The following is a 16204-nucleotide window of genomic DNA, read 5'->3' on the forward strand; positions in this document are numbered from 1 at the left end:
GCGATGCGGCCTCGCCTCACGGTCGCTCCGCCACCGGGATACCGGTCAGTTCGTCCTGCCCCAGCGCGCGGTTGATGTTCTGCATGGCCTGGGTCGCGGCGCCCTTGAGCAGGTTGTCCAGCGTGGCGACCACCACCACGCGCCGCCCGTCGGTCGCCATGGCGAATCCGCCGATCTGTGCGTGGTGCTTGCCGGCGATCCGGCTCACCCACGGCGCCTCCTCCAGCACGTGCACCAGCGGCTCGCGCTCGTAGGCGTGGCGGAAGCGTGCCATCACGTCTTCGCGCTTCATCGCGCGCACGAGGTAGAGGTTGCAGGTGACGGTCAGGCCGCGGAAGTGCGGCGCGACGTGTGGCATGAACTCCACCGGCACGGCCAGGTGCGCCGAGGTCTCGCGCTCGTGCATGTGGCCGGTAAGCGAGTACGGCATCAGGTTGTCGCGCAGCTTTTCCGGGTCGTTCTTGTCCGAGGGCGTGGTGCCGGCGCCCGAGTAACCCGACACGCCGAAGCACACCGGCGGCGCGGCCAGCAGATCCTTCAGCGGCGCGACCGCCAGCTGGATCGCAGTGGCGTAGCAGCCGGGATTGCTGATGCGCCGCTGGCCGCGCCAGCGGTCGCGCGTCAACTCGGGCAGGCCGTAGTACCAGCGCTCGTCGAAGCGGTAGTCCGCCGACAGGTCCACGATCAGCGGATCGGCACCGGCCTTGTCGAAGGCTTCCACGCAGGACGCCGCCTTGCCGTTGGGCAGGGCCAGGATCACCACGTCGGCGCCCAGCTCCGGCAGGTCTTCGTGCGCCGGGGCGCTGTAGCGCAGGTCGCCGGCGTACTCGGGCAGGTGCTCGTCCACGCGCTGGCCGGCGAGTTCGCGCGAGGAGACATAAGCCAGCTCCAGCGCCGGATGCCGCGCGATCAGGCGGATCAGCTCCGCGCCAGTGTGTCCGCGCGCGCCGACGATGCCTACGGTCTTCTTGTCCATCTGCTCCCGCCTCACGCTGCGTTGTCCTTCAGGGGCGCCGCATCGACCAGCGTGGGCAACCGCTGCGCGCAGTGCGCCACGCAACGCTCGACCAGCCTGAAGTCGTCGATGCCGTACCAGTACACCTTCCAGCGCGGCTGCTTGAGCGAGCCGTCGCATTCGGCGTCGTAGAACGGATTTACGGTGTTGCCGTGGCGAGAGCGCCAGAACAGCCGCGGGTTGGCCTCACGCATCACCAGCCATACGGCCCGCCCCAGGCCCTCGCCCTGTGCTTCGTCAAGCACCGCGAACTTGTCCAGGTAGGCGATGCCCTCCTCCTGGGTCAGGATCATCGCCGCGCGGTAGTTCTCGCTCACGTAGACGCGCCAGGGCCGGGTGCGCTCGAAGTAGTCCGGTACCAGCGCGCGACCGAAGCTCGACTCGATCAAGGCGCGCATGCGCCCCTGGTCGATACCCTCCCACGAATCGAAGGTCAACACCCTTTCGCCGCGCCGCACCAGCGTGCCCGAACCCTTGTGCGTGAACAGCTCCTTGGCCAGTTCCGCCGGTCGCGTGATGGAGACCGACGAGGTCAGCGGCAGGTCGGCCAGCAGGTCGGCGATCTGCTCGATCTTGAGCCGCATGCCACCGTCGATCCACGGCTGCGCCTTAAGGTGCTCGTATTCGGTGGACAGGTTGATCGAGTCGATCACCTGGCCCTGCGCATCGAGCAGCCCGCCGGTGCCGGTGAGGAACACGATCTTGTACGGCTGCAGCACGCGCACCAGTTCGTTGGCGGCGATGTCCGCGTTGATGTTGAGCAGCTGACCCTCGGATGTCTCGCCCAGGCTGGCGATCACAGGGATCGCATTGGCACGGAGTGCCGCTTCGATCGGCGCCAGCTCGATGCCGGTCGTCCTGCCAACCATGCCCAGCGTCTGGCGGTCCAGGTAGTCGGACATGAACACGCCCGAGGCCACCGATACCGCACGGGTGTCCATGGCATGCAGCGCGTCGACCAGGCGCAGGTTCTGCTGCTGGAACACGCGCCGCACCACGCCCATCGCCTGCGGCGTGGTCACGCGCAGGCCGCCGACCGTCTGCTTCGGGATACCGGCCGCGGCCAGTTCCTGGTCCAACTGCGGACCGGCGCCATGCAACACGATCGGCGTGAGGCCGACCTGCTGCAGGAAGGTCAGCGAGGATGCGAGCGCCGGCAGGTCGTCGCGCAGCACGGCGCCGCCGACCTTCACCACGGCGAAGCGCTTGGCGTCGACCTGCGAGAAGCGCTTGAGGTACTGCTGGATTTCCTTCGCACTGCCCATGCTTTCGAGCAGGCGCACGATGGTCTTGCGCGTGTGCTTATGCGTTTCCACGGCTCACGATCCGATAGAGGTTGTCTGCGTACTGCTGCAACTGGTCGAGCGCGACCCATTCGTCGGCGCTGTGCGCCTGGGCGATGTCGCCCGGACCGTAGACGAAGGCGGTATAGCCGGCCGCGGAGAACAAGGCGGCCTCGGTCCAGAAGTCCACGGCGTTGCCGACGGGGATCTCCAGCTCGTCCGCCAGGTCGCGCGCGACGAGTCGCCTCGCTTCGGCGCCCGCGGTGTCGCCGGCCGGCAATGGACTCCCGCGGAAGGTTTCCTCGAAGTGCGCCGGCGGCACGTCACCCAGGCTGCGGAAACGCTCGAGCAGGCGGCCGGGCTCCATGGTCGGCAAAGGCCGGAAGCCGAAGCGGACCTCCGCGGCTGGCGCGATCACGTTGGCCTTGATACCGCCTTCCACGCGTCCGATGTTGAAGCGCAGGCCGGTCAGTCCGCCGAAGCGCTCGTGCGATTGCGCGGCGACGAAATCCAGCGCGGCCGCGCCCCAGCGAACGGCCTGGTGCAGTGCGCTGTCGGAGGGCTTCTGTTCGCCCGAGGCATGGCCGGCCTGCCCGGCGAAGCGCATCAGCACGGACTGGATGCCGCGATGCGCGAGCACGGCCTCGCCGCGCGTGGGTTCGGCCACGATCACGGCCTCGTAGCGCGCCTCGTCCTCGTCCCCGCGGAGGCGAGCGTAAGGTGATTCGAGAAATCCGGCGATGCAACGCGCATCGTTGGCTTCCTCGTCGGTGGAGAAAAGCAGTGCCAGCGGGCCGTCGGTGGCCTGCGCCACCGCCAGCAGCACGGCCGCCGCCCCCTTGATGTCGCAGGCGCCCAGGCCGATCGCGCGATCGCCCTCGACCCGCAGGACATGGGGATCGGCGCTCCACGCCGGCGAGCCGGGCACCGTATCCAGGTGCACATTGAAAAGCAGCCGGGGCTGACCGCGCACGGCATGCAAAGTGACCGCGCCGGCGCCGTAGTCGGTCACCGTCACGTCGAAGCCGGTCAGCTGGGCGCGCAGGTAGTCGAAGATGCCGCCCGTGCCGATGGCGCGCGGCGGGTTGCGCGTGTCGAAGGCGACCAGCGCACGCAGGTGGTCCAGCGTGGCGTCCAGCAGGGCGCTCATCGCATGCTCCCTCCATACGGAGCCCCTCTCCCTCCGGGAGAGGGGTTGGGGTGAGGGTTCGGGCGGAGCGCGACGTCCATCCGGACCCTCTCCCGCGCCCTCTCTCCCGGAAGGAGAGGGGAAACAAGCGCGCTGCTCATGCCTTCGCGCTCCGGTTCACTTCCGCCCACAGCGTCGAACTCATGCCGAAAAGCTTGATGAAGCCCTCGGCCTCCTCCACGCCCCAGTCGGCCGACTGCGCATAGGTGGCGCCCTTGGCGTTGAGGATGTGCGGCGACTCCACCGCCACCGCCTCGACCGTGCCGCCGTGGGTCTGCAGCGTCACCACGCCGTTGACGGTGGCCTGGCTGGAGGCCAGGAAGGCTTCCAGGTCGGTCTTCAGCGGGTCGTGGAAGAAGCCCTCGTAGACCACCTCCACCCACTTGCGCGCGACCTCCGGCTTGAACCGGTTCTGCTGCTTGGAAAGCACCGCCTCCTCCAGCGCGCGGTGCCCGGCGAGCAGCGCGACGAGGCCGGGTGCCTCGAACACGATGCGGCCCTTGAGGCCGATGGTCGTATCGCCGGTGTAAAGGCCGCGGCCCACGCCGTAACGGGCGAACAGCGCATTGAGCCTCGCCAGCAGTCGATGTCCCGGCAAGCGTTCGCCATCCAGGCTCACCGCCTCGCCGCGCTCGAAGCCGAGCTTCACGCTGAGCGCTTCGGACGGCCATTCGCCGCGGGGCCTGCACCAGCCGCACGCCCCCTCCCCCGGCGCCTGCCACCTGTCGATCTCCCCGCCGGACATGGTCACGCCCAACAGGTTCTCGTTGATGGTGTAGGCCTGCTGTTTGGCACGTACGGCGAAGCCGCGCTCTTCCAGATACTTCTGTTCGTAGGCGCGGGTCTGGGTATGCTGTTTCTGGATCTCGCGGATCGGCGCCACGATGCGGTAGTCGCCGAGCGCCTTCACCGCGAGATCGAAGCGCACCTGGTCGTTGCCCATGCCGGTGCAGCCGTGCGCGATGGCGTTCGTGCCGAGCTCGGTGCAGCGCTTCAGCGCGGCTTCCACGATCAGGTAGCGGTCGGACACCAGCAGCGGGTACTGGCCCTGGTACCCCTCGCCCGCCCATACGAACGGCTTGACGAACCCGTTCCAGATCGCCGGGCCGCCGTCGACGGTGAGATGGCTTGCCACGCCGAGTTCCGCGGCGCGGTGTTCGATGAAGCTGCGCTCCTCCTCGTCCACACCACCGGTGTCGGCGAACACGGTGTGCACGTTCCAGCCCTGTTCCTTGAGGTAGGGCACGCAGAAGCTGGTGTCGAGGCCGCCGGAAAAGGCGAGGACGATGTCTCTGGAGACGGCATTCGAGATTCGGGATTCGGGATTCGTAGAAGCTGTTGGCATGTTGGCAACCTGTGAGAAGGTGGATGGAAGCGGCCTTGGGAAACGAATCCCTATTCCCGAATCCCGATTCCCTGCTGCTCAAGCAGCGAGGCCATTACGGCCTTCTGCACGTGCAGGCGGTTTTCGGCTTCGTCGACGGCGATGCAATAGGGCGCGTCCATCACGGCATCGGTCGCCTTGACGTTGCGGCGCAGCGGCAGGCAGTGGCTGAACAGGCCATGGTTGGTGAGCGCCATCTTGGCTTCGTCCACCATGAAGTGCCGGTGCGCCTCGCGGATCGGCTTTTCCTGTTCCCAGCGACCGAAGTACGGCAGCGCACCCCAGCTCTTGGCGTAGATCACGTGGGCGCCGCTGTAGGCCTCCTCGATGTCGTGGCTGACCTTCAGCGAGCCGCCGTTCTGCGCAGCGCTCTGGCGACCGGCCTCCATGTAGCGCTCGTCCAGCACGTACTCGGGTGTCGGGCACAGCAGGGTCACGTCCATGCCGAGCTTGGTGGCGATCAGTAGCGCCGAGTTGGCCACGGCCGTGTTGAGCGGTTTCGGGTGATAGGTCCAGGTCAGGACGTACTTTTTGTTCTGCAGGTTGCCAAGGTGCTCCTTCAGCGCCAGCGCATGCGCCAGTTCCTGGCAGGGATGGGTGATCGTCTCCATGTTGATCACCGGCACGGTGGCGTAGCGGGCGAAGGCCTTGATGACGCGGTCCTCGCGATCCACCGACCAGTCCTGGAACTTCGGGAAGGCGCGCACGGCGATCAGGTCGACGTAGCGGCTGAGCACGCGCGCCACCTCGGCGATATGTTCCTCGGCCTCGCCATCCATCACCGTGCCGGCTTCGAACTCGATCGGCCACGCGTCCTTCCCCGGCGAAAGCACGATGGCGTGGCCACCGAGGTGGAACGCGCCCAGCTCGAAGCTGGTGCGCGTACGCATCGAGGGATTGAAGAACAGCAGCGCGATGGACTTGCCGGCCAGTTGCTGGCCACGTGGCGAGCGCTTGAACGCAGCGGCCTGCTCCAGCAGGGCGTCGATCTCGGCGCGGCTGTAGTCCTGGGTGGTGAGGAAGTGTCGAAGGGCCATGGATGGAATGCTCTTTTGGGGAGTGCGGCCATGGATGGCCGCTTTCGCTTTTGCCGTGCGCAGATGTCTGCGCACAAACAAACTTTGGTCTGGAGTGGACCGCGACGAGTTCCATGCAACAAAAAACCCGGCGCGGTGGCCGGGTTCGTTCGTCGTTGCGCCTGATGCGCGTGCAGCGACAGCCTACCCGGCCGGATGTCGGACCAGCGGTCGGCGCGCACGCGAGGTCATGCCAGCGGCCATGCGGGCGCTGGTGAGCACGGTAGCGGTGTAGACGGCTGCGGACATGGGGTTTCCGGATAGGGAGCCGGCATCATGCCGGCATTCCTGCGGCGGCGCAACACCTTTTTTGGACGTCCATACGAAAGGGCATCCGAAACGAAAACCGCCGCCAGATGGCGGCGGCTACGCGACGAAAGCCCCAGTTACTCGGCCGGGGCGACGCTCACGCGTACCCGCAGGCGCTCGCCGGGATCGTAGTTGAGGCGCGAGACGTAGACGTCGCCGTGGTAGCGGTACTCGACGTCGTACCCCATCAGGCGGCGCTGCTCGCTGACCGAGCTGACCTGGCGGCAGCGGGTGACGGTATCGTCGTATTCGCGCCCGCCACGACCGGCCACGCCGTGGCCGACCGCGCCACCAGCCACCGCGCCGGCGACGGTGGCCGCCTTGCGACCGTCGCCCTTGCCGACGGTATTGCCGAGCACGCCGCCGATCACCGCACCCAGCACCGTGCCGGCGGTGGTGTTGCCGCCTTCGCGACGCACTACGGGCTCGTCGTAGCACTCCTGCCGCGGTACTTCGGAGCGGGCAACGCCGTACACGGGGTCCACCCGCAGCACATCGGCCCAGCCGTAGTGGGTGTTGGCATCGTCGCCTTCGGCATAACGCCCGTCCTGCGCCTGTACGGCACCGGTGGCGAGGACGAGCGCGAGGACGGGGAGCAACATCTTGTTCATGGGACCTCCAGCATGGTCCGAAAAGCGCTTCTGCGCGATTGTCATTGCAGCAAATTCACGCTGAATCAACGCTTAGAGCGATCAAGCGATGACCGGCGACCGAATGCCGTTCAGCTTCTGTCGGCATAACGGGATCGGTTGGGCACCCGCGAGGTCCGCTCCCCGCCCCGACCCTCTGCCGGAGGGAGAGGAGAGCCGGACGTGGCTGCTAACATGCGCGGCTTGGCCGCGCCAAAGACCCGTCCGATGCCGATCACGCTCTACAACAGCCTCACCCGCCGCACCGAGACCTTCATGCCGCTCGATCCGGAGCGCGTGACGATGTACCTCTGCGGGCCGACGGTCTACAACTACGTGCACATCGGCAACGCACGCGGCCCGGTCGTGTTCGACGTGCTGGTGCGGTTACTGCGACGGCATTACCCGCGCGTGGTCTACGCCCGCAACATCACCGACGTGGACGACAAGATCAATGCCGCGGCGCTGGCCCAGGGCACGCCGATCGACACGATCACCGATCGCTTCACCGCCGCCTACCGCGCGGACATGGCCGCGCTGGGCATCGCGCCGCCGGACATCGAGCCGCACGCCACGGCGCACGTTGGCGAGATCATCGCGATGATCCAGACGCTGATCGCCAGCGGTCACGCCTATGCGGCCGAGGGCCACGTATTGTTCGACGTCGGCTCCTACGCCGCCTACGGCCAGCTCTCCGGTCGGGATACCGACGAGCTGATCGCCGGTGCGCGCGTGGAAGTGGCGCCGTACAAGAAGAACCCGACCGACTTCGTACTGTGGAAGCCTTCCACGCCGGAACTGCCCGGTTGGGACAGCCCCTGGGGCCGCGGCCGCCCGGGTTGGCACATCGAGTGCTCCGCGATGAGCGCAGCGCACCTGGGCACCACGATCGACATCCATGCCGGCGGCGTGGATCTGACCTTCCCGCACCACGAGAACGAGATCGCGCAGTCGACCTGCGCCCATGGCGGCGAGGTGTTTGCGCGCTGGTGGCTGCACAACGGCATGCTCACCTTCGATGGCCGCAAGATGTCCAAATCGCTGGGCAACGTGCTGCTGGTGCACGAGTTGCTCAAGCGGCACCCGCCCGAGGCGCTGCGCCTGCTGCTGCTGCGCGGCCACTACCGGCAGCCGCTGGACTGGTCCGACGCCGCGCTGGCCCAGGCGGTGAGCACGCTGGACGGCTGGTACCGGGTGCTGCGCGACCTGGCCGACGTGCACGTCGAGGGCGGGCTTCCGATCCCCGCGCGGGTGGAGGCGGCGCTGTGCGACGACCTCAACACACCGCAGGCACTGGCCGAACTGGCCTTGCTTGCCGATGCGGCACGCCAGAGTGGCAGCGCCGGGGCCAAGGCTGCGCTGCTGGGAGGCGGTGCGCTGCTCGGCCTGCTGCAGCAGAACCCGGAGGCGTGGTTCAAGCGTGGGGACGATGCGGTGGATGCCGCGCGTATCGAAGCCCTGCTCGAAGAGCGCCGTGCCGCCCGCGTATCCCGCGACTTCGCCCGTGCCGACGCGATCCGCGCCGAATTGTCCGCCATGGGCGTGATGATCGAAGACGGTGCACAGGGCACGCGCTGGAGTATCGCCAAGAACTAGCGACGCCTCGCAGGAGCCCGCTTGCGGGGATGTGCCTGCATGGATCCGAAGGAAGGGCATCGCCCGCAAGCGGGCTCGTGCAAGGGCGGTGTTTCGCCCGCCGCGCCGCACTGCGCGATAATGTCCGCATGAACACCACCAGCCCCAGCGCCGACCAGGCGCAGCAGGACATCGCCGAGGAATTCGCCTTCTTCGGCGACTGGTCCGAGCGCTACCAGTACCTCATCGATCTCGGCAAGCAGTTGCCGCCCTTCCCCGAGGACTGCAAGACCGAGGATTGGCGCGTCCATGGATGCCAGTCGATGGTCTGGCTGGTGCCCAGCGGCGACGCATCGGAGATGCATTTCGCGGCCACCAGCGATTCGGCGATCGTCTCCGGCCTGATCGCCCTGGTGCTGCGCGTCTATTCCGGACGGCCGGCGGCCGAGATCGTCGCCACCGAACCGCAATTCGTGCAGTCGATCGGGCTGGCCAAACACCTCTCGCCCACCCGCTCCAACGGTTTGACCGCGATGCTGGCCAGACTCAAGGGCTACGCGGCGCAGGCTTTGGCCTGATGTGAAGTGCGGGAGCGTGCCTGCGCGCCCTCGGGTGCGTGGTTGTCGCACACAACGTGCGCTCCCGTGAAGGACACGCCCCGCCTTCGGGCGGACTGAGCAGCCCCTTCCGCCCTATCGACGGGCGCGGTCGCCCATGGGCGTCCGCGGTTGTTCCCGGCGCCCGCGTATCGAGCGAAGCGCCGGCCAAGCCGAACATCCTCCAGGAATGCCGCGTGCGCGGCCGTGATGCATGGCGGTCGCGACACCGACTCGCTTCCGCGGCGGATTCGGCCAGCCCCCCAAACGAGAAGCCCCGCATGGCGCGGGGCTTCGTCCGGATCGGATGGCCGAGTTCAGTCGCCCATCTGCTTCTGCAGATGCTCACGACGCTCCTGCGCATCGAGCGACAGCGTGGCGATCGGACGGGCATCCAGCCGTTCAAGGCCGATTTCCTCGTCGGTCTCCTCGCAGTAGCCGTAGCGGCCTTCCTCGATGCGGCGCAGCGCCTTGTCGATCTTGGAGATCAGCTTGCGGTAGCGGTCGCGGGTGCGCAGTTCGAGCGAGTTCTCCGTTTCGCGGGTGGCGCGCTCGGCTTCATCGCCGACGTCGCGCACCTCGTCACGAAGGTTCTCCATCGTCTGGCGCGATTCCTCCACCAGCTGGTCGCGCCAGTCCCGCAACTTGTTGCGGAAGTAGGCGAGGTGCCTGGGGTTCATGTACTCCTCGTCGTTCGAGGGACGGTAACCCGGCGGCAGGTCGATGTTGATGGTGGAAGGCAGGGCGTAACGGCCATCCTCGCGGGTCACGCCATTGTCGAGGGTTGTAGCGGAATTATTCATTGAGGACTGCGGGGTCTTCTGTTTCTTGGGGGGGGTATGGCGCGCGGTGGCCGTGGCCACGCGAGGGGTCACCATAGCGACGGCACTCGCCACTTTGCCCTTCATGGGCGCAACGGCGGGTGATGGAGATGTTTGCTGGGCCGCGACTGGCGGGGCCTTCGGCCGCGCGGCCGAGTGCCTGGCCGGCTGGGCTTCGGGCTTGCTGACGATCTTGTAAGGCTTGGGGGTGCTGGCCGGCTTGGCGGCGGCCTTCTTCGCAGGCTTCGCCACGGACTTGGCGGGCGCTGCCTTCCTGGGCGCTACCTTGGCTGCCGGCTTCGTCGTTTTCTTCGGCACGGCCTTGGGCTGCGGCTTGACAGCCTTCTTGCCCGCGGCCTTCGGCTGCGGCTTGGCCTTGGCGGCGGCCGAGGCCTTCTTCACCGCCGGCGAGGCCTTCTTCACCGCCGCGGCCGGCTTGCGCGCGGCATGCTTGCCGGCAGCGGCCTTGGCGGCGGCGGGCGCCTTCCTGGCCGGAGCCTTCTTTGCCACGGTCTTGCTGGCAGACCTGGCCGCGGGCTTTGCCGCCACCTTGCCGGCGGCCGGCTTGCGCGCAACGGGTTTCCTCGCCGAGGCCTGCTTGGCGGCCGGCTTGCGGGCGGGCGCAGCCTTCTTGGCGGTAGCGCTCTTGCCGGCCCGGGCGCTGGCAGCGGCGACCTTGGGCTTGGCCTTCCCGGCTTCTTTCGCCTTGCCCGCAGCCTTCCCTTTCTGCGCCTTGGCGGCGGTCGAACTACGCGTCGTTTTCGCCATATCCCTTCACCGTTTTGGCCGTGGCGGCCGGGTGTTATAGCCCATGCGTCTTACACCATCAACAGGCATCTGGAATACTTCGAGCCACTACATGCCGCGTGCCGTTTGGGCTGCGTGAACGAAAGTGACCCGATTCCTGCTCTTCCTGCTGGGCGCGTACAAACGCTTGCTGAGCCCCCTGCTGGGTCAGCGTTGCCGCTTCCACCCCAGTTGCTCCGATTATGCACGGATTGCCATCGTGCGCTTCGGTCCCGTGCGTGGCAGCGCGCTGGCGCTGTGGCGCATCCTGCGCTGCCAGCCGTTGTGCGCCGGCGGCGAGGATCCCGTACCGGAGCATTTTCGTTTCACCCGTTGCCACCCCGATGAGGAGCATTGACCGATGCCGGGCAACGCGGGGGAGCAGCCAGGCCGTTGCTGTTTGGCAGGATGCCGGCCGGAGCCTCCGCTCACGGACAACGGGCGGAACTAGGCCGCCGAGCCGTAACCGCCCGGCACGCCCTTGCTGGCGTAGGCCACCGCGTCGTGCGGGTGCAGGCTCTCCTGGTGTTCCAGGCGCACATGGAAGTCGGCGATGCGCGGATCAGCGTCCAGCGCTTTCTGGATGCGTCGCGCGGCATCCTCGCAGAACATGAGGTTTCCGCCGTTGGCGAGCGCGAAGGCCTGTTCGTCCTCGCGCTTGACCGCCGTCTGCACCGGGGTGCCGAGCGCCTGCTCGACGCGGTCCAGGGTCGAGATCAGATTGAAGCCCACGCCATCGGCCAGGCGCACCAGCAACCGCGCCACGCTGCGCTGCGCATGCGGCGTGGCGACGATGCCCTGCTCGCTGCCCAGCCATGCCATGACCGTCGCATGGTCGAGCGGGCGCGCAGCGTCGAAATCGCGCGCGAACTGTTCCTGGATGAGCTGCCGCGCCAGCGCCGCGGATGCCGGACAGGTCGAGGAGTAGACCACTTCGGTGCCCAGCTCGAGCTGGAAGCCGTCAGCGGAAAGACTCGCCTCGATGGAAACCGGATAGGCACGCCAGCCGCTGTTGCCGCTGCGCAACGCCGGCCGGCGGACCAGATGGTCGAAGCGGATGCTGATGCGGGCGCGGTCCGACAGGTCCCTGTGCGATTCCAGGAATGCCTGCAGCAGTCCTTCGATCGTTGCCGCGTCCAGCGGCCTGGCGCTGAGGTGCCGGTCGACCAGCAGGTAGAGCCGCGACATGTGGATGCCGCGCTTGTCCGGGCGGGTCAGGTTGACGAACGCGCCCACCTGCGCGCTGGCGCGTTCGACCTGGCCATCGCCCGCATCGAAGCGTACCGGCACCTCGATGCCGTCCATACCCACCCAGTCCAGTGCACCGGCCAGGTGCGGCTGCGCCTGGACGGCGACGTCGGGCAGCAGGCGGGCGGTGTTTTCGTGGCTGTGCATCGGATTTCCTTGCGGCAGGCAGTGGCGCCGTGCGGCTCTCTATTTTGGGGCAGCGTGCGCGGGGGCAACAGGCATGCTGCGGAAACGCTGTGTTGAGCGCCCGGTCCCCCGCCCGGGGTATGGTCAGGCGGTCTTCCCGCGTCGCCAGCGCCGCGCGGCCCGCCAGGCGACCAGGGTCGTCGACAGCCCGCTGGACGGTCGTGCGCGCTGCAGCGCCTGCAACGGCTCGGCGGCGGCGGCGGCGCGCCGGGCCAGGCGCTCGCCCTCGTACGACTCCACGGCACGGAACACGCTCAGCGGCCCGGCCAGCCCGGTCGTCCCGCGCCAGGCGGCGGTGAGCTCGTCCAGCTGATCGCGCACCGCCGCATTGCGCGCGGCACCGGCGTGGCGCAGCTGGCCGCGGCTGAGGCCATGGCGGGCCAGCGATGCCATCGGGAGCGGCAGGCGGTCGCGCTCGGCGTCGTCGTCCAGCCGGCGCAGCGCATGCAGCAGATGGGTGACCGCGGCCACCCGCGCGGCGCGCTCGGGCGAGGCCGACTCGCCGAACCACCATGCGGTTTCCAGCGCGGCCAGCGCACCATGGAGCTGCGACGCGGCCGCCAGCTGCGCGCCAAAATCGGCCGAAGTGCCTTCTTCGAGCTGGGCCATGGCCGCCAGCACGGGCGCGAGCCAGCGCTCATTGGCGATAGCCGACGCGCGCTCGTCATCGAACAGCACGTGGGTCAACGGATGGCGGCCGCCGGTTTCCCGGGCACCGGTCAACTCCTCCGCCCACCAGTTGAGTTTGGTGGCAGCCACGTGCGGCTCGCGGATGCCGTAGGCGGCGGCGAGCAGCTCCTGTTCCAGTGCGGCCAGCGCGATGTGCCCCGTGTGGCGCGCGGGATCGACGAACGCGAGCGCCAGGCGCTGCGCCGGCTGCGCGGCCAGCCATTTGTCCACATAGCTCTGCACGGCGTCGTGGCTGGCGTCCATCACGCGACCGCCTGGCCGTGCCGCAACCATTGGGCGAACTGCGCAGGGGTGTCGAGCACGGCATCGGCGTTCCATTCGCGCGGATCGCCGCCGTCGAGGTAACCCCAGGCGACGGCGACGGTGTACAGCCCCGCTGCGGCGCCGGCCATGACGTCACGGCGGTCGTCGCCGACGAACAGGCTGCGCGCGGGGTCGATGCCCGCGCGCTCGCAGGCCAGGCGCACGGGTGCGGGATCCGGCTTCTTCACGGGCAGGGTATCGCCGCTGACCACCGTCGCGGCGCGATCGTCCCAGCCGATCCGGCGCAGCAGCTCGTCGGTAAGGAAGCCAGCCTTGTTGGTCACGATGCCCCAACGCACGCCGGCGGCCTCGAGTTGGGCAAGCATCGGCTCGATGCCGTCGAACGGGCGCGTGGCCTGGCCCATGAGCTCTTCGTACAGCGCCAGGTACCGCTCCACGCGCGCCTCCACCGCCGGCTCGCCCAGGTGCCCGAACGCGCAGCGCAACACTGCCCGCGCCCCACGCGAGACCACCTCGCGTACCGGCGCGTAGGGCGGCACCGGCGCGCCCTCCTCCTCGCACTGGCGCCTGAGCGCGGCGTAGAGGTCTGGAGCGCTGTCGAGCAGGGTGCCGTCGAGGTCGAACAGCACGCCGCCAAGGTGGGTCGGCAGCGGCCTCATGCCGGCTTGCGCGCGCACAACAGGTAGTTGACCGCGGTGATGCGGCTCAACGAGGCCTTGCGCGTCAGCGGGTTGTAGGCCAGGCCGCAGACGTCCTCCAGTTCCAGGCCGGCATGGCGCAGCAGGCGCCCCAGTTCCGAGGGCTTGAGGAACTGCGCGTAGTGGTGGGTGCCGCGCGGCAGCAGGCGCATCACGTACTCCGCGCCGAGGATTGCCGCGCCGAACGCGGCCGGCGTGCGGTTGAGGGTGGACATGAACAGGCGCGCGCCCGGCTTGAGCATCGCGGCCAGGTCGCCGACCAGCGCAACCGGATCGGGCACGTGCTCGATCAATTCCATGCAGCAGACCGCATCGAAGCTGGCCGGCTCGGCGGCAGCAAGCGCGGCGGAGGACTGCACGCGGTAGTCGACCTCGAGCTCCGATTCGAACAGGTGCAGCTTCGCCACCTCGATGACCTTCTCGCCCAGGTCGATGCCCGTGACCTTCGCGCCGTCGCGGGCCAGCGCCTCGCTCAGCAGGCCGCCACCGCAGCCGACGTCGGCCACCTTCGCGTTGCGCAGGTCCACCCGGGCGGCGACGTAGGAGGCGCGCACCGGGTTGAGGTCGTGCAGCGGGCGCGATTCGCCGTCCGGGTCCCACCAGCGGGAGGCCAGCTTGTCGAAGCGGGCGATCTCGTCGGGGCTGACGTTGGTGGTGGTGTCGGTCATGGGACAGTCCTTACGTGCGCAGACTTTTTTTGTAGGAGCCCGCTTGCGGGCGATGCTCTTTCGATGCGCCTTACAGCCAGGGCATCGCCCGCAAGCGGGCTCCTACGAATGAGGGGCAGCTAGTGCGCCTGCCATTCGTACACCGTCACGTCCCAACCGCCGCTGACGTGGGTCGGGTCGCGATGGGCGATGACCCGCGCCTCGGCCAGGTCCGTCGCGCGTAGCAGGTAGGCGCCGCCGGACTTGTCTCCGAACGGCCCCGAGCGCTCCACGCGGCCTTCCGTGCGCAGTTCGTCGAGGAAGCGCAGGTGCGCCGGCACCACCGCGGGGTCGAACTGCGGGCGGCGAATGACCAGGACCAGAAAGAGGTTCATGCAGGCTCCTTATGAAAACGCGGCGATGCGCTCGCGCCAGGCGTGTGCCTTGGCCAGGATCTCCGCCGGATCGAGGCCGACCAGCTCGCGTGCCGCCAGCTTGCGGCGGCCGGCAATCCACACGTCGGTCACCTGGTGCCGCCCGGCCGCGTAGGCCAGCTGCGAGGCGACGTGGAACAGCGGCTGCGTCTCGATGTCGCTCAGCCGCACGGCCGCCAGGTCGGCCTGCTTGCCCGGCTCGATCGAACCGATCCGGCCCTCCAGGCCGATCGCCCTGGCGCCGTTCAGCGTGGCCGCGCGCAGCGCGTACGCCGCATCGAACGCCGCGGCGTCGGAAGCGACCGCCTTGGCCAGGATCGCCGCGGTGCGCAGTTCACCGATCATGTCCAGGTCGTTGTTGGAGGCGCAGCCATCGGTGCCGATCGCCAGGTTGACGCCGGCCCGGCGCAGCTTCTCCGCCGGGCAGAAGCCGGAGGCGAGCTTGAGGTTGGATTCGGGGCAATGCACCACCGATACGCCCGCCTCCGCACAGGCGGCGACCTCGCCGTCGGTCACCTGGGTCATGTGCACCGCGATCAGTCGGTCGTTGACCAGGCCGAGCTTCTGCAGGCGCTGGAACGGGCGCAGGCCGGACTTCTTCTTCTCTTCCTCGACCTCGTGCGCGGTCTCGTGCAGGTGCAGGTGGACCGGAATGTCGAGCTGGTCGGCCAGCACGCGGATGCGCTCGAAGCTTTCGTCCGACACGGTGTAGGGCGCATGCGGCGCAAACGCCGTACCCACCAGGCCGTCGCCGCGGAAGCTGTCGTGCACTTCGCTGGCGCGCTCGAAGTACTCGTCCTGGCTCTTGGCCCAGGCGGTGGGGAATTCGATCACCGGCAGGCCGACCACGGCGCGGAAACCGAGCCGCCGGTACGTCGCGCCGATCACGTCGGGGAAGAAGTAGTTCTCGTTGGCGCAGGTGGTGCCCCCGCGCAGCATCTCGGCGACCGCGAGCTCCACGCCGTCGCGCACGAACTCCGGCCCGATCACCTTGGCCTCCGCCGGCCAGATGTGCTGCTGCAGCCAGGTCATCAGCGGCAGGTCGTCGGCCAGCCCGCGCAGCAGCGTCATCGGGTTGTGCGTGTGGCTGTTGACCAGGCCGGGGATCAGCGCGTGCTCCGGCAGTTCCACCCGCTCGCGCGGCGCATAGGCTGCGCGCGCCTGAGCGATCGGCAGCACGGCCTTGATCTCGCCGCCGTCGATGGCCACCGCGTGGTTGTCCAGCACCACGGCATGGGGCTCGACGGGTACCACCCAACGGGCTTCGATGAGGAGGTCGATCTCGGTGGAGGCTGGAGTCATCGGGTTCTCGTGTGGCGTTGGAACGAAAACGGCACGGCGCCTGCGCTGCCGTGCCGTCGGGGTACTGCAGCC

General features: G+C 68.6%; 16 protein-coding genes. 3 read left to right on the forward strand and 13 right to left on the reverse strand.

Annotated features, from left to right (window positions below; all coding sequences use genetic code 11):
• Nucleotides 1–16 precede the first annotated feature (16 nt).
• The 6 genes from argC to LQ771_RS08930 form a co-directional block, all read right to left on the reverse strand.
• The gene (argC, locus tag LQ771_RS08905; protein WP_231349051.1) at nucleotides 17–976 is read right to left on the reverse strand and encodes an N-acetyl-gamma-glutamyl-phosphate reductase; all 960 of its coding nucleotides are present in this window, start codon (nucleotides 974–976) and stop codon (nucleotides 17–19) included.
• A gap of 11 nt (nucleotides 977–987) precedes the next feature.
• Nucleotides 988–2280, reverse strand: coding sequence for an acetylglutamate kinase (locus LQ771_RS08910; protein ID WP_425491348.1), 1293 nt, complete (start codon nucleotides 2278–2280; stop codon nucleotides 988–990).
• A gap of 37 nt (nucleotides 2281–2317) precedes the next feature.
• Nucleotides 2318–3448, reverse strand: a complete 1131-nt coding sequence (locus LQ771_RS08915) for an acetylornithine deacetylase (RefSeq protein WP_231349053.1) — start codon at nucleotides 3446–3448, stop codon at nucleotides 2318–2320.
• Between the two features lie 136 nt (nucleotides 3449–3584).
• Nucleotides 3585–4832, reverse strand: a complete 1248-nt coding sequence (locus LQ771_RS08920) for an argininosuccinate synthase (RefSeq protein ID WP_231349054.1) — start codon at nucleotides 4830–4832, stop codon at nucleotides 3585–3587.
• 50 nt (nucleotides 4833–4882) lie between these two features.
• A complete protein-coding gene (locus LQ771_RS08925) occupies nucleotides 4883–5908 on the reverse strand; it encodes an N-acetylornithine carbamoyltransferase (protein WP_231349055.1) in 1026 nt (341 codons plus the stop codon).
• A 425-nt stretch (nucleotides 5909–6333) separates the two neighbouring features.
• Nucleotides 6334–6867, reverse strand: coding sequence for a glycine zipper 2TM domain-containing protein (locus tag LQ771_RS08930; protein ID WP_231349056.1), 534 nt, complete (start codon nucleotides 6865–6867; stop codon nucleotides 6334–6336).
• Nucleotides 6868–7113: 246 nt separating this feature from the next.
• Here LQ771_RS08930 and cysS point away from each other — a divergent pair, with 246 nt between their 5' ends.
• Both cysS and LQ771_RS08940 read left to right on the forward strand, forming a co-directional pair.
• Nucleotides 7114–8481: a cysteine--tRNA ligase gene (gene cysS / locus LQ771_RS08935; RefSeq protein ID WP_231351885.1), complete on the forward strand. Its 1368-nt coding sequence runs from the start codon at nucleotides 7114–7116 to the stop codon at nucleotides 8479–8481.
• Between the two features lie 128 nt (nucleotides 8482–8609).
• On the forward strand, nucleotides 8610–9038 hold the full coding sequence (locus LQ771_RS08940) for a SufE family protein (protein WP_231349057.1): 429 nt from the start codon (nucleotides 8610–8612) through the stop codon (nucleotides 9036–9038).
• Nucleotides 9039–9373: 335 nt separating this feature from the next.
• Here the strand turns inward: LQ771_RS08940 and dksA are convergent, their stop codons facing one another.
• Nucleotides 9374–10645, reverse strand: a complete 1272-nt coding sequence (gene dksA / locus LQ771_RS16070; RefSeq protein WP_425491257.1) for an RNA polymerase-binding protein DksA — start codon at nucleotides 10643–10645, stop codon at nucleotides 9374–9376.
• Nucleotides 10646–10769: 124 nt separating this feature from the next.
• Here dksA and yidD point away from each other — a divergent pair, with 124 nt between their 5' ends.
• Nucleotides 10770–11021, forward strand: coding sequence for a membrane protein insertion efficiency factor YidD (yidD, locus tag LQ771_RS08955; RefSeq protein WP_231349060.1), 252 nt, complete (start codon nucleotides 10770–10772; stop codon nucleotides 11019–11021).
• A gap of 89 nt (nucleotides 11022–11110) precedes the next feature.
• Here the strand turns inward: yidD and folE2 are convergent, their stop codons facing one another.
• The 6 genes from folE2 to LQ771_RS08985 all read right to left on the reverse strand — a co-directional run bounded on the left by folE2 (nucleotide 11111) and on the right by LQ771_RS08985 (nucleotide 16132).
• On the reverse strand, nucleotides 11111–12058 hold the full coding sequence (gene folE2 / locus LQ771_RS08960; RefSeq protein WP_231349061.1) for a GTP cyclohydrolase FolE2: 948 nt from the start codon (nucleotides 12056–12058) through the stop codon (nucleotides 11111–11113).
• A gap of 123 nt (nucleotides 12059–12181) precedes the next feature.
• Nucleotides 12182–13030 (reverse strand): squalene/phytoene synthase family protein, encoded by an 849-nt coding sequence (locus tag LQ771_RS08965; RefSeq protein WP_231349062.1) that lies wholly within the window; start codon nucleotides 13028–13030, stop codon nucleotides 12182–12184.
• Nucleotides 13030–13710: a phosphoglycolate phosphatase gene (gene gph / locus LQ771_RS08970; RefSeq protein WP_231349063.1), complete on the reverse strand. Its 681-nt coding sequence runs from the start codon at nucleotides 13708–13710 to the stop codon at nucleotides 13030–13032. The genes LQ771_RS08965 and gph overlap by 1 nt, the downstream gene beginning before the upstream one ends.
• Complete coding sequence (gene ubiG, locus LQ771_RS08975) at nucleotides 13707–14417, reverse strand: bifunctional 2-polyprenyl-6-hydroxyphenol methylase/3-demethylubiquinol 3-O-methyltransferase UbiG (protein ID WP_231349064.1); 711 nt, start codon at nucleotides 14415–14417, stop codon at nucleotides 13707–13709. The genes gph and ubiG overlap by 4 nt, the downstream gene beginning before the upstream one ends.
• Before the next feature lie 119 nt (nucleotides 14418–14536).
• The gene (locus LQ771_RS08980; RefSeq protein ID WP_231349065.1) at nucleotides 14537–14791 is read right to left on the reverse strand and encodes a YciI family protein; all 255 of its coding nucleotides are present in this window, start codon (nucleotides 14789–14791) and stop codon (nucleotides 14537–14539) included.
• Nucleotides 14792–14800: 9 nt separating this feature from the next.
• Complete coding sequence (locus tag LQ771_RS08985; protein ID WP_231349066.1) at nucleotides 14801–16132, reverse strand: TRZ/ATZ family hydrolase; 1332 nt, start codon at nucleotides 16130–16132, stop codon at nucleotides 14801–14803.
• Nucleotides 16133–16204 lie beyond the last annotated feature (72 nt).

The sequence above is a fragment of the Frateuria soli genome, from assembly GCF_021117385.1.
GTDB classification, from domain to species: domain Bacteria; phylum Pseudomonadota; class Gammaproteobacteria; order Xanthomonadales; family Rhodanobacteraceae; genus Frateuria_A; species Frateuria_A soli.